The 20509-nt window shown below is 70.0% G+C and carries 18 protein-coding genes and 1 tRNA gene; 7 read left to right on the top strand and 12 right to left on the bottom strand.

The features are described 5' to 3' along the window. Positions 1–134 precede the first annotated feature (134 nt). A complete protein-coding gene (locus tag G9Q41_RS11745) occupies positions 135–1895 on the top strand; it encodes a recombinase family protein (RefSeq protein ID WP_165632511.1) in 1761 nt (586 codons plus the stop codon). On the opposite strand, the gene G9Q41_RS11740 is transcribed toward G9Q41_RS11745, so the two are convergent. After that, positions 1877–1963, bottom strand: a tRNA-Leu gene (locus G9Q41_RS11740). The genes G9Q41_RS11745 and G9Q41_RS11740 overlap by 19 nt on opposite strands. A 119-nt stretch (positions 1964–2082) precedes the next feature. Here G9Q41_RS11740 and G9Q41_RS11735 point away from each other — a divergent pair. Further along, the gene (locus tag G9Q41_RS11735) at positions 2083–3444 is read left to right on the top strand and encodes a M20/M25/M40 family metallo-hydrolase (RefSeq protein ID WP_165632512.1); all 1362 of its coding nucleotides are present in this window, start codon (positions 2083–2085) and stop codon (positions 3442–3444) included. Between the two features lie 123 nt (positions 3445–3567). After that, on the top strand, positions 3568–4578 hold the full coding sequence (locus tag G9Q41_RS11730) for a tyrosine-type recombinase/integrase (protein ID WP_165632513.1): 1011 nt from the start codon (positions 3568–3570) through the stop codon (positions 4576–4578). Positions 4579–4585: 7 nt separating this feature from the next. Here G9Q41_RS11730 and G9Q41_RS11725 read toward each other — a convergent pair whose 3' ends face one another. Then, the gene (locus G9Q41_RS11725; protein ID WP_165632514.1) at positions 4586–5248 is read right to left on the bottom strand and encodes a VOC family protein; all 663 of its coding nucleotides are present in this window, start codon (positions 5246–5248) and stop codon (positions 4586–4588) included. Between the two features lie 163 nt (positions 5249–5411). Beyond that, positions 5412–5774 carry a hypothetical protein gene (locus G9Q41_RS11720; protein WP_179533721.1) on the bottom strand — a complete coding sequence of 121 codons (363 nt, stop codon included), beginning with the start codon at positions 5772–5774 and terminating at the stop codon, positions 5412–5414. Positions 5775–5957: 183 nt separating this feature from the next. Between G9Q41_RS11720 and G9Q41_RS11715 the strand changes: the two genes are divergently transcribed. The 3 genes from G9Q41_RS11715 to G9Q41_RS11705 all read left to right on the top strand — a co-directional run bounded on the left by G9Q41_RS11715 (position 5958) and on the right by G9Q41_RS11705 (position 9367). Further along, a complete protein-coding gene (locus tag G9Q41_RS11715; RefSeq protein WP_165632515.1) occupies positions 5958–6839 on the top strand; it encodes a glycerophosphodiester phosphodiesterase family protein in 882 nt (293 codons plus the stop codon). Between the two features lie 163 nt (positions 6840–7002). Beyond that, positions 7003–8403 (top strand): MFS transporter, encoded by a 1401-nt coding sequence (locus G9Q41_RS11710; protein WP_165632516.1) that lies wholly within the window; start codon positions 7003–7005, stop codon positions 8401–8403. A gap of 607 nt (positions 8404–9010) precedes the next feature. Further along, positions 9011–9367 carry an RNA polymerase-binding protein RbpA gene (locus tag G9Q41_RS11705; RefSeq protein WP_092522541.1) on the top strand — a complete coding sequence of 119 codons (357 nt, stop codon included), beginning with the start codon at positions 9011–9013 and terminating at the stop codon, positions 9365–9367. A 67-nt stretch (positions 9368–9434) separates the two neighbouring features. Here the strand turns inward: G9Q41_RS11705 and G9Q41_RS11700 are convergent, their stop codons facing one another. The 4 genes from G9Q41_RS11700 to G9Q41_RS11685 form a co-directional block, all read right to left on the bottom strand. Continuing rightward, complete coding sequence (locus tag G9Q41_RS11700; protein WP_165632517.1) at positions 9435–10226, bottom strand: polyprenol monophosphomannose synthase; 792 nt, start codon at positions 10224–10226, stop codon at positions 9435–9437. A gap of 90 nt (positions 10227–10316) precedes the next feature. Then, a complete protein-coding gene (gene lnt, locus G9Q41_RS11695) occupies positions 10317–11960 on the bottom strand; it encodes an apolipoprotein N-acyltransferase (protein WP_242687344.1) in 1644 nt (547 codons plus the stop codon). 242 nt (positions 11961–12202) lie between these two features. Beyond that, on the bottom strand, positions 12203–13816 hold the full coding sequence (locus G9Q41_RS11690; RefSeq protein WP_165632518.1) for an amidohydrolase: 1614 nt from the start codon (positions 13814–13816) through the stop codon (positions 12203–12205). 182 nt (positions 13817–13998) lie between these two features. After that, the gene (locus tag G9Q41_RS11685; RefSeq protein ID WP_092520673.1) at positions 13999–14613 is read right to left on the bottom strand and encodes an FxsA family protein; all 615 of its coding nucleotides are present in this window, start codon (positions 14611–14613) and stop codon (positions 13999–14001) included. Between the two features lie 186 nt (positions 14614–14799). Between G9Q41_RS11685 and G9Q41_RS11680 the strand changes: the two genes are divergently transcribed. Continuing rightward, complete coding sequence (locus tag G9Q41_RS11680; RefSeq protein WP_165632740.1) at positions 14800–15870, top strand: GDSL-type esterase/lipase family protein; 1071 nt, start codon at positions 14800–14802, stop codon at positions 15868–15870. 87 nt (positions 15871–15957) lie between these two features. On the opposite strand, the gene G9Q41_RS11675 is transcribed toward G9Q41_RS11680, so the two are convergent. From G9Q41_RS11675 to G9Q41_RS11655, 5 genes are all read right to left on the bottom strand, one after another. Beyond that, complete coding sequence (locus tag G9Q41_RS11675; protein WP_165632519.1) at positions 15958–16662, bottom strand: methyltransferase domain-containing protein; 705 nt, start codon at positions 16660–16662, stop codon at positions 15958–15960. Positions 16663–16777: 115 nt separating this feature from the next. Next, positions 16778–17251 (bottom strand): Lrp/AsnC family transcriptional regulator, encoded by a 474-nt coding sequence (locus tag G9Q41_RS11670; RefSeq protein WP_245695564.1) that lies wholly within the window; start codon positions 17249–17251, stop codon positions 16778–16780. Next, positions 17248–18402 carry a Xaa-Pro peptidase family protein gene (locus G9Q41_RS11665; protein ID WP_165632520.1) on the bottom strand — a complete coding sequence of 385 codons (1155 nt, stop codon included), beginning with the start codon at positions 18400–18402 and terminating at the stop codon, positions 17248–17250. Before G9Q41_RS11665 ends, G9Q41_RS11670 begins: the two co-directional genes overlap by 4 nt. A gap of 262 nt (positions 18403–18664) precedes the next feature. Next, positions 18665–19927, bottom strand: a complete 1263-nt coding sequence (locus G9Q41_RS11660) for an MFS transporter (RefSeq protein ID WP_165632521.1) — start codon at positions 19925–19927, stop codon at positions 18665–18667. Beyond that, positions 19924–20490: a helix-turn-helix domain-containing protein gene (locus tag G9Q41_RS11655; protein WP_207630921.1), complete on the bottom strand. Its 567-nt coding sequence runs from the start codon at positions 20488–20490 to the stop codon at positions 19924–19926. Before G9Q41_RS11655 ends, G9Q41_RS11660 begins: the two co-directional genes overlap by 4 nt. Positions 20491–20509: the final 19 nt, after the last annotated feature.

The following is a 20509-nucleotide window of genomic DNA, read 5'->3' as shown; positions in this document are numbered from 1 at the left end:
GGAGCAAGCCCCAACTGTTCACTTACCGGAGGAACTTCCTGTACTCACCCCGGCGAGAAGCCGCATACTGCTTGCCGTGCTGATCGAGCTGACCGAGACGCAGCTACCGCACGAAAACACGGAGGAGGGATCACATGACCGCTGATATCAGCCAAGACCCGTGGGCGACGCTCGATGGCCTGCTCGGCGTCGAGGTCGCCGAAGCCGCGGACACCGGTCTCGGAGCGGTGGCCTTCTACGGCCGTTGTTCCACTGAGGACAACCAGGACCCGGAAACCTCGTACAACTGGCAGCTGAGCAACGCCCGCAAGTTCGTCGAGCCGCTCGGCGGAAGCGTGGTCGCCGAGTTCTTCGACATAGGACAGTCCCGTTCCGTTCCGTGGGAGCGACGCGAAGAGGCCGGACGACTGCTGAGTGCTCTGAAGGACCCGGACCGAGGATGGGACGCGGTGGTCGTCGGGGAAGGGACACGGTGCTGGTTCGGCAATCAGTTCTCGCTGATCGCCCCCAAGTTCGCCGCGCACGGGGTGGACCTGTGGGTCCCGGAGCTGGGCGGCAAGTTCGACTCCCACAACCCCTCGCACAAGATGCTGATGAGCGTGCTGGGCGGGATGAGCGAGTCGGAACGCCAGCACATCCAGACCCGGGTCCGGGCCGCGATGGATGCCCAGGTGCTCAACGAGGGGCGCCACCAGGGAGGCCGGGCTCCCTACGGGTACGTCGTCGTCGACGGTGGATCCCACCCCAACCCGCGCAAGGAGTCCGAGGGCTACCGGCTGCGCGTGCTGGCCGTCGACGAGTCCGCGGCCGAGGTGGTGCGCCGGATCTTCGCCGAGTACCTGGCCGGTCAGGGTGATCGGGCCATCGCCAACGGCCTCAACCGCGAGGGCCTCCCCTGTCCCTCGGCACAGCGGCCGAGGCAGAACCGGCACCGGCTCGCCGACGGCTGGCAGGCCAGCACCGTTCGCGCCATCCTGGACAACCCGCGCTACACCGGCTACGCCTTCTTCGGACGCTGGACCAGGCACGAAACCCTGCTCGACCCCGACGACGTCGCCGCCGGGCACGTGACCCGCTTCCGCCGCTCCCAACCGGACCGGGTGGTCCGCTCCCGACAACCGGCCCATCCGGCCCTGATCACCGTGCAGGACTTCACCCAAGCACAGCTGCTCCGCCGGTCGAAGTCGACCGGCGGACTGCGGACGGCGCGGAAAGCCGAGCGCGGCGGGCGGCCCACGAAGCGGACCTATCTGTTCCGCGGTCGGGTCCGGTGCGCGCTGTGCGGCCGCAAGATGGAGGCCAGTCCCCGCAAGCACGCGATGTACTACCGGTGCCCGGCCCGCACGCTCGCCCCGAGCTCACCCGCTCTGGAGTCCCATCCCCCGGCGGTCTATCTCCGCGAGGACATGATCCGCGACGAGATCAACGGATGGCTCGCCGACCTGTTCCACCGCGACAACGTCACCCGAACCGTGAAAGCGCTGGCAGCCTCTCAGGACCAGTCCGGCGCGTCCAGCAGCCGCGAGGCCGCGCAGAAACGCGTCACCGACGCCGAGACGCGGATCCGCCGGTTCCAGGAGGCCATCGAAGCGGGCGTGGACCCCGCGGCATTGGCCGAGACGATCAACGAAGCCCAAGCCGAACGAGCGGCGGCCAAGGCCGAACTCGACGCCACCCCCACGAGCAGCGCCCTGAGCGAGGCCGAGATTCACGCACGGATCGACTCACTCGGAGAAATCGGCCCAGCACTGGCCAACACCAGCCCGGAGAAACTCGCGAACCTGTACACAGCTGTTTCCCTGCAGATTCGCTACCAACCCGATGACCACGCGGCCGACGTCACCATCGAGCCCGTGGGCCGGGTGAATAGTAAGGGTGTCGGAGGGGGGACTTGAACCCCCACGACCACTAATAGGTCACTAGCACCTCAAGCTAGCGCGTCTACCGTTTCCGCCACTCCGACGTGCAACCCGGGGCTGCTCGTTGCCGCCCCTCATTGCGTTGTGACACCACAATAACTGATCGGTCCGAGCCCCCTTGAACACCCCCCCTGCTTGACCGTAAAGATGGTAGAAAGACCAGGTGAGCGCACATGTTGATCCCGAAAAAGACGGCTCGGGAAACACCGACCCGGGCCTGCGGCGCGCCGAGGACGAGGTCGTCGATCTCGCCGGCGAACTGATCCGCTTCGACACGACCAACACCGGCGACCCGGCCACGCTGCGTCCGGAACGTCCCGCTGCCGAGTACGTGGCCGAGAAACTGGGCGAGGCGGGCTTCGAGACCACCTACGTGGAGTCCGGCGACACCCCCGGACGCGGGAACGTGGTCGCCCGGCTCCCCGGAGCCGACCAGCAACGCGGCGGGCTGCTGGTGCACGGCCACCTCGACGTGGTCCCGGCCGACCCCGCCGAGTGGTCCGTGCACCCCTTCTCCGGGGCGGTCCAGGACGACTACCTCTGGGGCCGCGGCGCGGTGGACATGAAGGACATGGTCGCCATGAGCCTGGCCACCGCCCGCCGGCTCAAGCGCGACGGCATCACCCCGCAGCGCGACCTAGTGTTCGCCTTCCTCGCCGACGAGGAGGCCGGAGGCCTGCAGGGAGCCCAGTGGCTGGTCGACCACCGCCCCGAGCTGTTCGAGGGGTGCACCGAGGCCATCAGCGAGGTCGGCGGCTACTCGGTCACCCTCGGCGACGACGTGCGTGCCTACCTGATCCAGACCGCCGAGAAGGGGATCCGCTGGCTCAAGCTGCGGGTCCGCTCCCGCGCCGGGCACGGTTCGATGGTGCACGAGGACAACGCGGTCACCCAGCTCGCCGAGGCCGTGGCCCGGCTCGGCAAGCACCGCTTCCCCATCGTGATCAACGACAGCGTGCGGGAGTTCCTCGACGGAGTGACCGAACTGACCGGCTGGGAGTTTCCCGTCGACGATCTCGACGGGTCGATCGCCAAACTCGGCAACCTCTCCCGCATCATCGGCGCCACCGTGCGCGACATCGCCAACCCCACGATGTTCAACGCGGGGTACAAGGCCAACGTCATCCCCTCGGTCGCCGAGGCCTCGGTGGACTGCCGCGTCCTGCCCGGCCGCGAGGAGGCCTTCGACCGGGAGCTCGCCGAGGTCCTCGGCCCGGACGTGGAACGCGAGTGGGTCGGCCTGCCCCCGGTGGAAACCCGTTTCGAGGGACAACTGGTCGAATCGATGAGCAACTCGCTGCTCACCCAGGATCCGGCTGCCCACACCCTGCCGTACATGATGTCCGGCGGCACCGACGCCAAGTCGTTCAGCAGGCTGGGAATGAACTGCTTCGGGTTCGCCCCGCTGCGCCTTCCCCCCGAACTGGACTTCTCCGCGCTGTTCCACGGCGTGGACGAGCGGGTGCCGTTGGACGGTCTGCGCTTCGGCACCAGGGTGCTGGACCACTTCCTCCGCACGGCCTGAACCTGCGATACCGACCGGCGGCACGGCGCCGCTCCCCCGTGGCGCCGTGCCGTTTCCGGCAACATCGCCCCAAGTGTGATCGACTCGGGGCACGAGTCCCCTACTCCTGGGAGGTGGTCCCGGATGCGCGCGGACACCGAAACCGCCGAGGACGAGCGGACGCTGCCGCACTGGACAGCGACCTATCTGGAGCACCTGCAGGCCAGGAAACTGGCCGAGAACTCGCTGCGCTCCTACCGCCGCGACCTGGATTCGATCGCGGGCGAGCTGGCCGAGGTCACCGGGCACGACCCTGCCGAACTGCCGCTGTCCGCGATCACGGCGCAGTCACTGCGCTCGGCCTTCGCCCGCCACGCCGCCACCCGTTCGGCCTCCTCGGTCACCCGGGCCTGGTCGAGCTGGAACGGCTTCTTCCGCTTCCTCGTGATCGAGGGGGCCACCTCGGGCAATCCGATGCCGGTGGTCCCCAAACCGCGCACCCAGGACACCACCCCGAAACCGCTGGACGGCGAGGAGACCCCGGAACGGCTGCTGCGGTTGATCGCCCAGGGCGCGCGCAAGGCCCGCGACCCGTGGCCGGAGCGAGATCTGGCCGTGCTGGCCACACTGCTGTGCACGGGGCTGCGCTCGGCCGAGCTGCTCGACCTGACCGTGTCCGACCTGGCCGGACGGCGCGGTGAACGCCGGCTGCACGTGCGCGGCAAGGGGGGCACCAACAGGTCGATACCGGTGGACGAATCCCTCGAGAGGGTGCTCGACGACTACCTGGAGACCAGGGGGCAACGGTTCGGACAACGTCTCCCCGGGGCCGAGCCGCTGTTCGTCAACCACCGCGGCGAGGCGCTGCGGCGCGGCGGGTTGCAGTACCTGGTGCAGCAGTCCCTGCGTGCCGCCGGGATTTCCGACCGCGTCCGGCGCGGCGCGATGGTGCACGCGCTGCGGCACACCTTCGCCACCCGGCTGGCCGAGGACGGCGCCAACGCGACCGAGATAGCGAAGCTGCTCGGACACGCCTCGATCAACTCCAGCCAGTCCTACATCGACGTCACCGCGCGCGAACAGCGCCTTTCGGTGCGGGCCAACCGCACCCACCGGGTGCTGGGGGAGCTCAGCTCCCGCGAGTCCCCCGAGTGAGGGAGGCTCACCCGCCCCAACGACCGGGGTCGGCGACCAGCGCCGAGACGACCCCGTCGAAGTCGGCGATCACCAGCGTCTCCCCCAGCATCTCGTGTTGGCCGCGCTCCAGCACCGAACCGCCGAGCTCGTTCACCCGTTCCGCGGCCCCGTCGAGCTCTCCGACGTTGAAGTAGCACAACCACCCGACGCTGCCGTCGGACTCGCGGGGAGTCGTCCGCGCCGCGATCGCCGAGTCCCGCACCGTGTAGGTGGCCTTCGGGGCCTGCTCGCGCACCGACCAGGTCAGCGACTCGCTCCAGAACCGATCCGCCGATTCGGCCAGCGCCGTGCGCAGCTCTATCCAGCACGGCTCACCGCGACGGGGCCGTGGCGCCCAGGGACCGTGCTGGGCACGCCCCTTGACCATGCTGGCGAACGTGTCCTCCGGGCCGGTGAGTTCACCGTTCTCGGGGGCCCCGGCGAAGACGAGGCGCCACTGCGGGGGCTGCGTGGTTTGGTCGGGGCGAACTCTGGCGCACCTGCGTTCGCCGACCCAGCAGTCGAGTCCCTCCTCGGAGCGCAGCACCGTCCAGTCCAGCAACTTCCGGTAGAAGTGGGTGGTCGCGTCGGGGTCGGGAGTACGCAGCTCGGCGCGGCGCAGGCCGTAAACCGCTGAGTTTGAAGGCAACTTCGTAACTTTCTGGCCGGACCTGGAGTGACCGAACGTCACCTGCCCGTGCGGGCAGCACGCCGATCACTCTTTCGGGGGCAAATTCGGCGTAATATCTTGTCCTGTCTCGTGAATCACAACAATACTCCATTCGAGTGCGAGTTCACGATCTTCCAGGGGATCAACGGATGCGTTCCAGATCACGCGCACTGTCGAGCAGCTGTTGGGCCAAGCCGTGCACCTCGTGCTGTTGGGCCCCTTCCCGTGCCGCGGTGGCGATGTCCTCGGCCGCGCACCGGAGTTGAAAGAGCCGATCCTGCAGATCGTCCAGTTCCTCCGCCGACAGCACGACGGCGTCCTCGGGAAGTCCACCGCGCTGAACCGCGGCCCGACGCTCGTAGGCCCGCTGCCTGCAGGACTGCGCGCAGTACATCCGCGGGCGTCCGACGCTGCCCGCTCCCGGTATCCGACGACCACACCACGAGCAGTGCCGAGGTGTGCGGCCGCGGGTGCCGAGCGATTCGAGGTCTGACGTTGTCTCCACGCTGCACCACGCTAGTCCGAAACAGGCTCATTTGCGGGCAGCCACGCCGAAAAAACTCCCGTGTGGTTCGGATTCCGCGCGCGAGGCGGCCGCCAGCCGGCCCGGTCCCACTCCCGAGGAGCGGGCGAAAAGCGCGCAGGCCCCGGCGTCCACGCCACGCGCGCCCCGCGAGACATTGGAGCGGTGTTCGGCTCCTTCCCACCGCTGTCCCGGAACCACCCCTTCCTGCGCGGTCCGCACCCCCGCGCGTTCGCCCACCGGGGGTGGCACATCGACGACCTCGCAGGCATGGAGAACTCCCTCAGCGCCTTCCGGCGCGCTCACGCGGAGGGATACCGGTACCTGGAAACCGATGTCCACTCCACTGCGGACGGTCACGCCGTGGTGCACCACGACGCCGACCTCGCGCGAACCACGGACAGCGCGGGGAGCATAAGCCAGCAGCCCTGGTCGCGGGTCCGGTCCGCGCTGATCGCCGGACGGGAGCCGGTGTGCTCGCTGGACCAGCTGCTCGAGGAGCTGCCGCAGGCGTTGATCAACGTCGATGTCAAGGCCGACTCGGCCGTGGTACCGACGCTGCGCACGATCCGCAGGCACAACGCGTGGCACCGGGTCTGCCTGGCCGGTTTCGACGACAGACGCCTCAGGATGCTGCGGCGCAACGGGGAGTTCGGGCTGTTGACCTCGATGGGCCCCGAATCGGTGGCCTGCCTGTGGGCGGGCTCCCACCCGGCAGCGCGCCCCGTCACCGCCCTCGCGCGCTCCGTGCTGGTGCGTGGCGCGGCCGCCCAGGTTCCCCGCACGCACAGCGGTCTTCCCGTGGTCACTCCCCGGTTCGTCGAGCTGGCGCACCGCTGGGGCGCCGAAGTGCACGTGTGGACGGTGGACGACTCCGCGGAGATGGCGGAACTGCTGGACCTCGGGGTGGACGGTTTGCTGACCGATCGTCCGGACGTGTTGCGCGAGCTGCTGCGCAGCAGGGGGCAGTGGCCCGAACAGCGGCACGATCGGGCGACTTCCCCCAGTGGGACGGCGGTTTCCGCGGTCGGGGACGTGGACCGCTGAGCGCTCGCACGCTGGCTCGGTCCGCCAGCTCCCCCGCGGTGGAGATCCCGCGCACCGGGCGAGGACGGTTTTTGAGTGAAACTACGCATTGCTCCGTCGAGCGGTGTCCGAGAAAGGTACTCGGCGCAATCGACGCAGCCGCTCAACGCTAGGACGGGAACGCATGACCGCCAACCGTGCGGAAGCCGCACCCGAAACCGCTCGACGTGACGAGCATATCGGTTGGTGTTGGTACGACTGGGCCAACTCGGTGTTTCCCACATCGATCACGACGGTGTTCCTGTCGCTGTACCTGACCGATGTGGCCACCAAGGCCGCCGAGGCCGATGTGGCCCGCAACGGGGTCGACGCGTGCCCTGGAGGCGACGCTCTCCGGCGCTGCTCCGTCGAGCTCCTCGGCTGGAGCTTCCCGGCCGGTTCGCTCTGGGGATATCTGCTCTCGCTGGCAGCCGTGATCCAGGTGCTGGTGCTGCCGTTGACCGGGGCTCTCGTCGACCGCACGGGCGACAAGCGGAAGATGCTCGCGGTCTTCGCGTTCGGCGGAGCGACGGCCACCGCCCTGCTCGCGTTGACGAGCGGGCAGGACTGGCGGATCGGTGCCGGGATGTTCGTGCTGGCCAACGTCTGCTTCGGCGCTTCGGTGGTGGTGTACTACTCCCTGCTGCCGGAGATCGCCACCGCCGACGAGCGCGACTCCCTGTCCGCACGGGGCTGGGCCTTCGGCTACCTGGGCGGCGGAGTCGCCCTGGCCGGCCACCTCGTGCTCTACACCGGACACGGGATGCTGGGAATCGACCAGGAGACGGCGGTTCGACTGGTGTTCGTCTCCTGCGGGCTGTGGTGGGCCGTTTTCACGCTGCTGCCGCTGGCGAAACTGCGTGATCACCGTCCCGCCCCCGGCGGGACGGGACGCGCGACGCTGGGAGCCGGGTTCCGCCAACTGGCCGCGACGCTGCGCCAGGCGCGGCGGTTGCCGCTCACCCTGGCCTTCCTCGGTGCTTACATGGTCTTCACCGACGGGATCAGCACCGTGTTCAAGGTCTCGGCCCAGTACGGCGACGTCGAACTGGGGCTGAGCCAGGACGTGCTGATCAGCACGATCCTGGTCGTCCAGTTCATCGCCTTCCTCGGCGGAGTGCTGCACGGCCGGGTGGCGGCCGCCATCGGCGCGAAGAAAACGATCATGATCAGTCTGTCGGTCTGGGTGGTGGTGTTGATCGCGGCCTTCTTCACCCGCGAGGGGGAGCCGGGGCAGTTCTACGCGGTCGCGGCGGGCATCGGACTGGTCCTGGGGGGCACCAACGCGCTGTCCAGGTCCCTGTTCAGCCAGATGATCCCGCGCGGCAGGGAGGCCGAGTACTTCTCCCTCTACCAGGTGGGTGAACGGTCGACCTCGTGGATCGGTCCGCTCGTCTTCGCGGCCGTGGGGCAGGCCACGGGGTCCTTCCGCACGGCGATCATCTCCCTGATCGGTTTCTTCGTCCTCGGGCTGGCGCTGCTCTGGCCGATCCCGGTGCGCCGGGCGATCCGCCAGGCGGGCAACGAGGCCCCCGAAGTGCTGTGAGCGCCGACGTCCGGGCCGAAACTCCTCCTCGAGACCCTCTCGGCCGGGAATGCGGGCACGGTGCGGCGACGTTGCCGGAAGGGAGTGAGTACACCGGGCCCGACCCGGACCACCCGCACGGGAGTTGGACCACTCACTCGGAACGGTGCTCTCGAGTTCGCTCCGTACGTCGCGGAGCCGGTGACTGCTCCATGTCGGTGACACTGGACCCCGATAAGCCGTGCTATGGCATATTCCAGTACCTTCCGTTACCACCGAAGTGGAAACCGGCATGAACACGAAGAGTGAAGACAGGCTCGTTCGCCACTACGACGGAGGACGTGATATCGGTCCCATTCACACATGCGACCGGATACGCATTTGGTCTCGGTGACGGGTGCTCTGGCACTATCACCCGTTCGGACGCACCTGTGGGTTACGGGAGTGAGAACGCGTCACGAACGTTCCGCCCGTGCATCTCACGGGTAAGTCAACGCCGTTGACGAGTGAATGCCGTCACCGACGGCAATCAGAAGCCCCCAACCGGGAACAGACGGTGCGTCCCCCGTCGTTGCACTCGGTGAGCAAAGCCGCCCGGAAAACCCGGGCCGAAGCGAAAGGAACCGTCATGGCCGACCGCGTTCTGCGTGGCAGCCGGCTCGGAGCGGTTAGCTACGAGACGGATCGCAACCACGACCTCGCACCGCGCCGGACGGTGCGCTATGCCTGCTCCAAGGACCACGAGTTCGAGGTGCCCTTCTCCGACGACGCCGAGGTCCCCTCGACCTGGGAATGCCGTCTGCACGGCACCGAGTCGAAAATCGTCGACGGCAGCCAGCCGGAGCAGAAGAAGGCCAAACCGCCGCGCACCCACTGGGACATGCTGCTGGAGCGCCGCAGCGTTCCCGAGCTCGAGGAGCTGCTCAACGAGCGGCTGGAGGAGCTGCGTTCTCGTCGCACCCGATCCGGCGACAGCTCGAACTGACAGCTCGCACGCACTCGGGCGCCCGACTCCCTCCGCGGGGCGGGCGCCCGAAATGTTCACCGACCACTCAGCCACGTCCACGGACGAGTGAGCGCAGCAGCGCGCGGAGCGAGTTCATCCGCCTGCGCACCCCCCACTCGGTGACGCGCAGCAGCGCCTCCCGGACTATGGAGCCGCTCATCTTGGACTCGCCGCTCTCGCGTTCCACGAACGTGATCGGGACCTCGACGATGGAGCTGCCCGCCTCCACGGCGCGCATCGCCAAGTCCACCTGGAAGCAGTACCCCTGCGAGGCCACAGCGTGTGTGTTCACGCTGCGTAACACCTCGCTGCGGTACACCCGGAATCCCCCCGTCAGGTCGTTGACCGGAACTCCGAGCGCCCACTTGGAGTAGATGTTGCCCCCGCGGGACAGCAGCGAGCGGTACCACGGCCAGTTCACCACGCTCCCCCCGGGGACGTAACGGGACCCGAGCACCGTCCCCACCTCCCGGGAGCGCAGCGTCTCCAGCAGAGCGGGCAGTTGCTCCGGGGCGTGCGAACCGTCCGCGTCCATCTCCACGATCACCTGGTAGTCCCGTTCCAGGGCCCAGTCGAACCCGGCGACGTAGGCGGCCCCCAGCCCCTCCTTCACGGTGCGGTGCAGCACGTGCACCCGCTCGTCGGCGGCGAGCTCCTCGGCGAGTTCACCGGTCCCGTCCGGGCTGTTGTCGTCGACGACCAACACGTGCACGTGGGGCACGGCCTCGTTGAGACGCCCCACGATCTGTCGCAGATTGTCCCGTTCGTTGTAGGTCGGAACGACCACCAACGTGCGCGGGGGCTCCCCGGAAACCGCCGATTCCCGCGGCTCAGTCATCCCTGTCTCCTCGCCTGCTCACCGCCGCTCCGGCCGCCGCATCGCCAGCCCCGGACGCGCCCTTCGTTCACGATCGACCAACGTGGGGATTCACTCGCCGCGTCTCGCGCGACGTCCACGCAGCGTGCTCAGCACCACCGCGAGCACCCCCAGCGCGGCGACCGCCCACGTGAAGTACTCCCCGATGCTCGTGGCAGGGGGCGTCGAGGTTCGCAGGGGGACCTCGGCGACGAGCGTGTCCGCCGTGAACAGATCCGTGCGCTGCGCCACGCTCCCGTCCGGCCGCACCACCGCGCTGACCCCGCTCGTGGCCGCCACGAGCATCGAACGCCCGTGCTCGACGGCGCGCAGCCGCGACATCGCCAGTTGCTGGTAACTCATCTCCGAACGCCCGTACCAGGCGTTGTTGGTCGGCACCGCGAACAGGTTGGCCCCGGCTCGCGCGGCCCCGCGAAAGACGTCGTCGTAGGCGACGTCGTAGCAGATCCCGACACCGAGTCGCACAGGCCCGGCGTTCAGCACACCCGGCTCGTCTCCGGAAACCATGTCCCGGTCGAAGCGCCGCACGAAGGGGCTCACCGCCCCGGCCACCGAGCGCAGGGGGATCTTCTCGGCGAAGGGGACCAGGTGCTGCTTGACGTACTCCTCACCGGCCCCTTCACCGGGCCCCCAGCGCACGATGCGGTTGCTGAGCTCACCCGTCGAGTTCGTGGCCAGGCCACCGACGACCACGGGCACTCCCAGCCTTTCCACGACATCGCGCAGCGCCGGGTCCCGCCGCTCGGGTCCCCACGAGCCGACCTGCTCCGGCAGCACCACGAGATCGGGGCGGGCGACCCTTCCCGCCTCCACCTCGGCGACGAGCTCGCGCGCGGCTCGGACGTGGTTGGCGTGCAGCTGCCGGTCCCGGTAGAGCAGGTCCAGGCCGACGTTGGGGGCGTTGCCCTGCACGACCGCCACCCGGGCCGTCCCGGATTCGGGCGCTGTTCCCACAGTGGGAGCGACCGCGAGTCCCAGCACCACCGGCAGCAGAGTTCCCGCCACAGGAACGCTCAGCCCGCGCAGCGGCCTCGCACGCCCCGCGTCACCGGTGGGGCTCCGCCGGGAGCGCACCAGGCGCGTCAGTCGGCGCACCAGCTCCGCCAGCGCCGTGCCGGTCAGCGCGACACCGAACCCGACCAGAGCCGTCCCCCCGACCGAGGCCAGCGGCAGCAGCGCCCCACCGGTCTGGGTGAAGGCCAGTCGCCCCCAGGGAAATCCTCCGAACGGCAGCGCGGAGCGCAGCAGCTCCGCCGTCACGAAGACGGCCGACTGCCACACGGGGGCCAGCCGCAACGTTCCGGCGCGCGCCATTCCGGCCCCGGCGATCCCGAGAAAGAGCGCCTCCACCAACCCCACGCCCAACCAGGGCCACGGACCGAACTGACCGCCCAGGAAGTCCAGCAGCCACCCGAGCAGCGGCAACATGTAGGCCAGGCCGAACACGAAACCGTAGCCGAATCCGGCCCGTGCGCGCCGTCCACGCACGACGAGGGCCAGCACGGCCAGCGCCACCGGCGCCAGCCACCACAGCTCACGCGGAGGACTCGCCCAGTACAGCAACCCTCCGCCCGCGGCGGCCGACAACGAACGCGCGAGCACCGCGTACCGGCTCCGCCCTCCGCCGAGCAGGGACAGCCGCTTCCACGGGGAGGGACGCTCCCGGTTTTCCGGGTTCACCCTGGAGGTAACCAACGATCAACTTTCGCCACTGGGATTCCTTACGGCAAGACTCGCTCGGGGCGCGGCTACCGAGGCGCCCGCTCCGCGTGAGCCGAGCCCTCCAGCCACGCCAAACCGCGCTGCAGGACCCCGACGAGCGGTCGGCGTCCCCGAACGACGGCGCACCCCGCGAATCCGCTCCGGCCGCCCGACGACGGATTCGTCCGGTGGCGGATTCGGCCGGCGGTTCCGCGTGCTCGGCCCGCCCTCCGAGTTCAGTCCTCGTCCCCCGGGTTCCGCTGGTGGATCGTCTTCCCGCGCAGCACCGTACGCAGACAGCGCGGCAGTTTGGCCTGCGGGGAGACGTCGGGTAACGCGGGCACCCCGGAGCGGGGATCGGTGGACCAGCGGCGCACCCTGGAGTCCTGCCCGGCGGGAACCAGCTCGTCGACGCTCCACACCGCGTAGGTGGCGGGAGCCCCCGGCACGAGCGTTCCGGTCAGCCCGTCGTCGACACCGGCCGCACGCCAACCACCCCTGGTGTGCGCGTTGAACGCCGCTCGCGGGGAGATCCCGAAGCCCTCGGTGCGGTGGTGCACGGCCGCCCTGATCGCCTCCCACGGGCCCAGCTGGGTGACCGGGGTGTCCGAACCGAACGCGAGCACCAGCCCGCTCGAAGCGAGCTCGGAGAAGGGGTTGAGCCGGGCACCGCGCTCGGGGCCGAGCCGGCTCGCGTACATCCGCGTGGTCCCTCCCCAGGAGGCGTCGAAGCAGGGCTGCACCGAGGCTGCCACCCCGTACTCCGCGAGCTCGGCCGCGAGCTCGCCGTCGATCATCTCGAGGTGCTCCAGGCGATGTCTGGCGCTGGCCAGCGCGGGGGTTCCGAGCACGCGCGCGGCGCGCCGGAAGCCCTCCCCGACCTCGGCGACTCCGGCGTCGCCGATCACGTGGAAACCGGCCTGCATGCCGTTGCGGGTGCACTCCACGAGGTGTTCGGCTATGGCGTCGGCGTCCAGGTACAGCACGCCGGAGGTTCCCGGCGCGTCGGCGTACGGCTCGCGCAACGCCGCAGTGCGCGAACCCAGCGCCCCGTCCACGAACAGGTCACCGCCGAGCCCGTGCACCCCCAGCTCACGGCCCTTCTCCAGCGCGCCGAGCTCACCCCAGTAGCCGACGACCTCGGGCACCCCGCCCCGCTCGGAGAGGCCGAGCAGGTCCGCCAGGTCGTCCGCACCGGAGATGTCCGGGCCCGCGCACTCGTGCACACTGGCGATCCCCCTGGCCGCGGCGTGCCGCAGGAACGCGGCCTGGGCCTCCCTGCGCTGCGCCGCGCTCAACGACTCGCGCGCCGCGCTGCGCGCGTGGTGGTGGGCCACCCTGGTGAGCGGACCGTGCTCGTCCCACCCCTCGGCCCCCCTGGCGAGCGGGGCCCGCTCGATCAGGGCGCTGGAGACGAGCGCCGAGTGCACGTCGATGCGGGACAGGTACACCGCTTCCCCGCGTGCGGCGTCGTCGATCTCGGCCCGTGTCGGGGGGCGCTGCTCCGGCCACCAGCTCTCGTCCCAGCCGTGCCCCCACACCAGCCGGCCCGGGTGCTCGGCGACGTAGTCCCGCAGGGCGTGCAGGAACTCGGTCAGCGAGGCGCATCCGGTGAGGTCGAGCCCGTTGAGCAGCAGTCCGCTCGAGGTGGCGTGGACGTGGGAGTCGACGAACGCGGGAGCGACGAAAGCACCGTCCAGATCGACGATCTCGGCTTCCGGATGCAGCGCACGACCGACCGTGTCGGTGCCGACCCAGGCGACCGTGCCGTCCTTGACGGCCATCGCGGTGGCATCCGGGTTACCCGGCGAATAAATCCGCCCGCCGAGCAAGAGCGTGGTGTCGGACATGTATCGGACCTGACCCCTGTAATTCACCGTCGCGTGTGCAAACTGCGCAAAACCGGCACCGACCGTCGTTCAGCGCGCTCCAGCCGCGTTTCGGAGAAGCCAGCGCGGCTCGTCGCCGTCGGTCACGATCGCCGGGAGTAGCTTAACCCGCTCCCTGTCGCGGATCGACACAGCCGACCCGCTCAGCTTCCACCACGCTCGCGCCTCTCGTCGGAGGAAGAGTCGGGAAGCTCCTGACCAGGAGAGACGTTGCCAGTGGAGTCGGAGTCGGCTTCGTCGTCCTCGGTGACCGAAACCACTTCCCCGTCGATGACGTCGCTGTCCCGCGTTCCCCTGGAGTTCCGGTTCGCGTCCGCGAAGGGCGTTTCGGCGAACGCGCCGGGCCCGAAACCGCCCGTCCCGAACGCGCTCATCCGCTCCCGCATCCGCTGCTGCATGCGTTGCTGCTGCTTTTCGGCACTGCGCCGCAGCCGTTTGCGCAGCAACACCCTGGTGGGTGGGAACAGCAGGATCAGCCCCGCCAGGTCGCTGACCAACCCTGGGAGCAGGATGAGCAGTCCACCGCCGCCGATCAGCACCCCGTCCGAGATCTCACGTTCAGGGGGACGCCGCATCCGGGTGGCCTCGCTGAACTCGCGCAGGGCCTTGCGGCCTTCCCTGCGCAGCAACCACGAACCGATCAGCGCACCGGCGAGCAGCAGTCCGATGGTGGGCAGGGCCCCGATGGCCTGGCCCACGAGTATGAGAACGCTGAGCTCAACGGCGACACCGACGAGCAACAGGACGAATACGGGCACGTCGCGCTGGCACCTCCGCTTGGGGACTTGTTTCCCGGACAACGCTCGAAGGGGACGAAATTACTCCCGAGCAAGCTTACGTCCTCGGACGGCCTCGGACTCGGAGTTTCCGGCGCGGGAACTCTCCGGGAATCCCGGCCGACACCATGCCGCTTCCCCGGAGCCGGGCCATAAACTCTCCACGTGATGCGGGCACGCTTGGCGAAACTCCTGATCCTGTTACTGGTCTGCAGTGTGTTCGCGCTGGTCCTACTGGTCAGCGACCGACCGGTGCCCGTCCCACCACGCCCGGAGCCGGAGCTGCCCCGTGCCGTGGTCACACTGGGTGACAGCACCCTCTCCGGTGAGGGCACGGGCAACTACGTTCCGGGCACCGACGGCCGGAACGGCAACTGGTGTCACCGCTCCCCCGAGGCCGTGGTCCACCAGCTGTCCCTCCCACCCGACGTGAAGCGGATCAACCTGGCCTGCTCCGGCGCGCGGGCGAGTCAGGTGGGGCTGAACCCGCGGGGCGACCCTCCGGACGGTTCCCAGGCGCGGAAGCTGGCCGAGCTGACCGAGCGCTACCGGATCACCGACGTCGTGGTGGCCGCCGGGGCCAACGACGACCCGGACTTCGTCGGGGTGCTCAACTCCTGCGTGAACGCCTGGGTCAGTCAGCAGCCGGGGGGTTGCTCGAAGCGGCTGCGCGAGCAGTGGCCGGAGCGGGTCGAGGAGATGCGTCCCAAGGTCTCCCGGGCGCTCTCCGACGTCCGGACCGTCATGCGCAGGGCGGGCTACACGCGCGAGGACTACTCGCTGGTGCTGCAGTCCTACGCCTCTCCCGTGGGCCCCGGAATCCGGTCCGATCTCCAGAACCTGTCCGGGTGCCCGCTGCTCAGCTCGGACGTCCGGTGGGTCCGGCGCACCGCCGTCCCCCAGCTGTCCGAGGGGCTTCGCGAAGTGGCTCGGCAGAACGGTGCCGCCTTCCTGGACCTCTCGCGAGCGGGCCGCGGGCACGAGGCGTGCACCGACTCCTCGCCCCCGGCCGACTCGGAGTGGTTCCGGCGGCTCTCCGTGGACTGGAATGCCCTGGAGCACGAGGAACGGGCCCCGCACGCGATGCAGGAGTCGTTCCACCCGAACGCGCGGGGCTACGCGCGCATCGCCGATTGCCTGAGCCAGTTCCTGGCCAGCGGGCGGAGCACGGCGCGGTGCGTGCCGGACGGTCAGGGCGGTGTGCGCACCACGTCCGCCGAAGGGGCTTCCGGGCGCTAGACCGGTGCTCCCCGAAGTCGCGACGAGGGCTCGCCGGGCGCGAGCCCGCCGGAGCTTTCCCGGGAGGGTTCCCCCGCGCCGGATGGTTCATCCGACCAGGAAGGCCTTGACGAACAGGAAAACGGGTTTGGTGCTCAGCTCCGCGTAGGCGTCGGGGGACAGCTCGTTGAGCTCCGGAAGCGGGTGGGGCTCGTCGACGGTGTGCACGACGAAGCCCGCCCGGTGCAACTGCTCGAAGACGGCCGAGAGCGGCCTGCGGTAGAAGGAGACCGCGACCTCCTCGCCCCCGACCGGCCACGTCTCGGAAACCAGCTCGGTGCGCAGGTAGTCCGGTCTTCCGAACCACTGCCAGTCCGCTGCCGGGTGGTGCACGGAGAAGACCAGTTCCCCACCGGTGACCAGGCAGCGATTGAGCTCGCCGAGCAGCGGCGACCAGTCCGGCAGGTAGTGCAGCACCAGGGAGGCCACGGCCAGGTCCACACCGGCGGTGGGCACCGCGTCCAGCGGTTCGGAGAGATCGCCCACTTCGAACCGGGCCCGATCGCCCAGTCTGCCGCGGGCGAGCTCGATCATCTTCGGCTCCCGGTCCATCCCCAGCACGGTGGCGCCGCGTTCGACCAGCTGCTCGGAGAGGACCCCCGCGGCGCAGCCGAGGTCGAGCACGCGCTTGCCGCGCACGTCGCCGGCCAGCTCGAGAACGGCCGGGCGATCGTAGTAGGCGTTGGCCGGACTGTGCTCCGAGTGCCGCGCGTAGGCCTCCGCGAACTGGTCGTAGACCGTATTGCGTGCCACTCGACCACGGTATTCGACTCGAGCCACGTCTTCACAGCGAGCGACACGCCCGGCCGGGAGTGTCGCTCGCTGCCTTCCGCTCGCAGGCGGCTCCCGCAGCCGTCAGACGCAGCCGTCAGAGCTCGGGCGCCCTGTTCTCAAAGGGCGTCGACAGCACCACGGTGGTGCGGGTGGAGACCTGGGCCGCCTCCCGGATCTGCCGGAGCAGGTCCTCGAGTGCCAGCGGCGAGGCCACCCGCACCTGCAGGATGTAGGACTCGTCCCCCGCGACCGAGTAGCAGGACTCGATCTCGGGGAGGTGCTCCAGCCGCTGTGGGTAGTCGTCCGGCGCCGCCGGGTCGGTGGGGGTCAGCGAGATGAACGCGGTCAGCGGCAGCCCGATCTGCTCCCCGTCGACCCTGGCCGTGTAGCCGCGCAACGCCCCCCGCTGCTCCAGCCTGCGGACGCGCTGGTGCACCGCCGAGACGCTGAGCCCGACCTTTTCACCCAGCTCGGTGAAGCTGCAGCGGCCGTCCCGCAGCAGTTCCCGCAGGATCGCCCGATCGGTGGCTTCCAGCTCGGAACCCTGCGCGGCGTTTCTGTCCGTCACGTCGGTAGCACCACCAACTCGTGCGGCTGGTTGTTCACGCTTTCCACGCCCTGCTCGGTGACCACGACGATGTCCTCGATCCGCGCACCCCAGTGCCCCTGCTGGTAGATGCCCGGTTCGACGCTGAACGCCATCCCCGGTTCGAGGGCGATCTCGCTGCCCCCCATGATGTAGGGCTCCTCGTGCACGTCCAGGCCGATCCCGTGCCCGGTGCGGTGCACGAAGTAGTCGCCGAACCCGGCGCGCGCGATCGGCTCGCGGGCGGCGGCGTCCACCTCGGAGGGAGTCGCACCGGGGCGAACGGTCTCCACGGCCGCTCGCTGCGCGGCCTGCAGCACCCCGTACGTCTCCCGCACGTCGGCGTCGCGCGGTTCCCCGAGCGAGTAGGTCCTGGTGCAGTCGGAGTTGTAACCGCCGGGAATGGGGCCCCCGATGTCCACGACGACCACGTCGCCCTCGTTGATCACCCGGTCGGAGAGCGCGTGGTGCGGGCTGGCCCCGTTCGGTCCGGAGCCCACGATCACGAACTCGGCCGCGGTGTGGCCCTCCTCGACGATCGCCCTGCTGATGTCGGCACCGACCTCGGCCTCGGTGCGGCCGACACGCAGGAACTCGCTCATGCGGGCGTGCACCCTGTCGATGGCCGCGCCCGCATCGCGCAGCGCCTGGATCTCGGCGGCGTCCTTGCGCATCCGCAGCTCGCGCAGCACCGAACCCGCGAGCACCTGCTCGGTGTCCGGCAGCACCGAACGCAGCGGCAGCGTGTGCAGCGCGGGCATGGTGTCGGCGACGGCCACCCGCGAGGGGGTTCCGCCGTCCCTGCTCAACAGATCGGCGACCATCCGGTGGGGGTCCTGCCCGTCCACCCACGTCGCCATCTCCAGCCCCAGTTCCCCCGCGGGCACTCCGGCGTAGCCGAGCTCCTCGAGCTTGGGCACCACGAGCACGGGTGAGGCGTCGCTTCCAGCCGCGGGAAGCACCAGGCAGCTGAGTCGTTCGAAGGACTCGCCGTCCACTCCGAGGAGATAACCGAGGTCGGATCCCGGAGAGATCAACAGCGCGTCGATGTTCGCGCTGGCAGCCGTCTCGGCAGCGCGCTGTAGCCGCGCCGAGAGAACCGTTGGGTCCTGCTTCATTGCACCGGTGGACATGGCTCAACCCTAAGGGGTCCTCCCGGAAGCGCGTCGAACGGAGCTCCCGCGGGACGAGCCGGGGTGGCGGCACCGGGACGCCCGACGGGAGGAGGAAGCAGGAGCCCCGGCACCGACACGGTCATCGTCCCGCGCCCGCGCACCGGCGCACACAACACCGGGATGACGAAAGCCGTAACTCCTCCCGACCGGGAGGTTCCGCCGAGCGGTCCCGGCCGACCGCTCGGCGGGGAACCGCGGTGGAGCGGTTCCCCGCACCGTCTCAGCTCGCTGCTCCGGCGCGCCTCTCCGCGGTAACGCCCACCTCGTGCTCGTTCGGTTCCGGGCGGTCGAGCTCCTTCCAGCTCGACCCGAGCAGCGGCAGCAGCAGAACCGCCGCGTAGCTCAGGCTCGTGCACACCAACGTGCCGCGCAGCCCCGCGCCCTCCGCGGCGAAACCGCCGAGCAGCACACCGAGCGGCGTGCCCATCTGGGCGACCAGGGTGGTCAGGCTCAGCACCCGTCCGCGCAGCTCGACGGGGATGCGCTCGTAACTGGCCGTGGCCAGTATCGGGTTGATCACGCCCGCGGCCAGTCCGCCCACCGCGATCACCCCGAACAACGCGGGGAACCCCGCGCCGAGCGCCATCGCGACGTGCGGCGGAACGGGACCCAACGCGAAGGCGAGGACGAACAGCGCCCGCCTGCGCCGCACGCGGGTTCCCAACCAGGTGAACAGCAGGTTCCCCACCAGGGCCGCGCCGCCCAGGGTTCCGGACAGCACGCCGAGGGCCACGGGGCTGTGCAGCGCCCGCGCCGCGTAGGTCGGCAGGAACACCGCCATGAAGCTCGCGTCGAGCAGGTTCGTCACCGCGAGCAGGACGACCACCCACGTGATCAGCCGGTCGCGGCGCAGGTAGCCGAACCCCGCGGCGAACTCGTGGCGCAGCCCCGCGCGCTCGCCGCCGTCCACCGCGGGCAGCCCCCACAGCGCGTACAGCACCGCCAGCGCGGCGAGCAGCAGTGCTGCCGCGCTGAACCAGAGCACTCCGGAGGAGTCGAACAGCGCCAGGGCCGAACCCGCCAGCGGCGCCCCCGCGAGCTGTCCCGCGCGGAAGGCGGCATCCATCCCGCCCGCACCTCGCTCCACTGTGGACCCCGTCGCGTCGACCACGCGGGGGAGCGCGACGCGGCGGGCGGTTTGGCCGGGCTCCCGGAGCGCGCCGAAGGCTCCGGTCAGCAACGTCAGCGACCACAGCGTGAGGCCGGTGCCGGCGTGCGCCACGGGAATCGCGCTCAGGCACAGCGCCGCGGCCACGTCGCAGGCAGGGGCGATCCGCGCCGGCCCGATCCGGTCGATCACCGGTCCGCTGAGCGCGGCGGCCAGCAGCAGCCCCACCAGCTCGGCGGCCGTCACCACACCGACGCGCGCCGCGCTGCCCGTCGCCTCGAGAACGAACCACGGGATCGCGACGAAACCGGCGGCCCCCGCGGTGCTGACCACTCCGTTGGAGAACCACAGCGCGGGCAGGCCCGTGCGTCTCATTCCGCGGCCCCGCCTCTGGGGAAGGCCTGCAGCTGCACCAGGACCTGTTCGTCACCGCTCTCGGGGTCCCTGCGGTAGCGCTCGACGAGCTGCCGGGCCTCCGCGGTGAAGCGGGCGAGTTCGCGCGGGCTCAGCGAGAGCACCCAGTCGGAGAGCTCGGAAGCCGCGCGCCACTCGCGCGGCCACTCGTTCAGCGCGGAGACGTACTCCGCCGTCCGGCGGTGGTGGACGGCGGCCACCTCGTGCAGCAGGGAGCTCAGTACCGGACCGAGTTCGGGGTCTCCGCCGAACTTCTCCGGCCGCAGTTCCGTTTCCCGCCTGGCGGCGCGCCACCAGCGTTCGCGCCGGTTGCCGCGTTCCGGGTCCTGCTCCACGAAACCGTGTTCGGCCAGTTGCCGCAGGTGCCAGCTGGTGGTTCCGGAACTCTGCCCGAACAGCTCGGCCAGTCGGGTCGCCGTGCTCGGCCCGTCGGTGCGCAGGGATCCTAGGATCCGGACGCGCAGCGGGTGGGCCAGTCCGCGCAGGCTCCTCGCGTCGAGCTCGTGGTGATCGTGCTCGGGCACGAGCAGCAGACTAAACCAC

The sequence above is a fragment of the Actinopolyspora sp. BKK2 genome, from assembly GCF_011291845.1.
In the GTDB taxonomy this organism is placed as follows: domain Bacteria; phylum Actinomycetota; class Actinomycetes; order Mycobacteriales; family Pseudonocardiaceae; genus Actinopolyspora; species Actinopolyspora saharensis.
This window is presented reverse-complemented; position numbering and strand designations above follow the sequence as displayed.

Bases quoted from the DNA above. Each gene is read 5' to 3' on its own strand.
- G9Q41_RS11745 (WP_165632511.1), top strand. From the start codon at position 135: ATGACCGCTGATATCAGCCAAGACCCGTGGGCGACGCTCGATGGCCTG.
- G9Q41_RS11730 (WP_165632513.1), top strand. From the start codon at position 3,568: ATGCGCGCGGACACCGAAACCGCCGAGGACGAGCGGACGCTGCCGCAC.
- G9Q41_RS11710 (WP_165632516.1), top strand. From the start codon at position 7,003: ATGACCGCCAACCGTGCGGAAGCCGCACCCGAAACCGCTCGACGTGAC.
- G9Q41_RS11705 (WP_092522541.1), top strand. From the start codon at position 9,011: ATGGCCGACCGCGTTCTGCGTGGCAGCCGGCTCGGAGCGGTTAGCTAC.
- G9Q41_RS11700 (WP_165632517.1), bottom strand. From the start codon at position 10,226: ATGACTGAGCCGCGGGAATCGGCGGTTTCCGGGGAGCCCCCGCGCACG.
- G9Q41_RS11690 (WP_165632518.1), bottom strand. From the start codon at position 13,816: ATGTCCGACACCACGCTCTTGCTCGGCGGGCGGATTTATTCGCCGGGT.
- G9Q41_RS11680 (WP_165632740.1), top strand. From the start codon at position 14,800: ATGCGGGCACGCTTGGCGAAACTCCTGATCCTGTTACTGGTCTGCAGT.
- G9Q41_RS11665 (WP_165632520.1), bottom strand. From the start codon at position 18,402: ATGTCCACCGGTGCAATGAAGCAGGACCCAACGGTTCTCTCGGCGCGG.
- G9Q41_RS11660 (WP_165632521.1), bottom strand. From the start codon at position 19,927: ATGAGACGCACGGGCCTGCCCGCGCTGTGGTTCTCCAACGGAGTGGTC.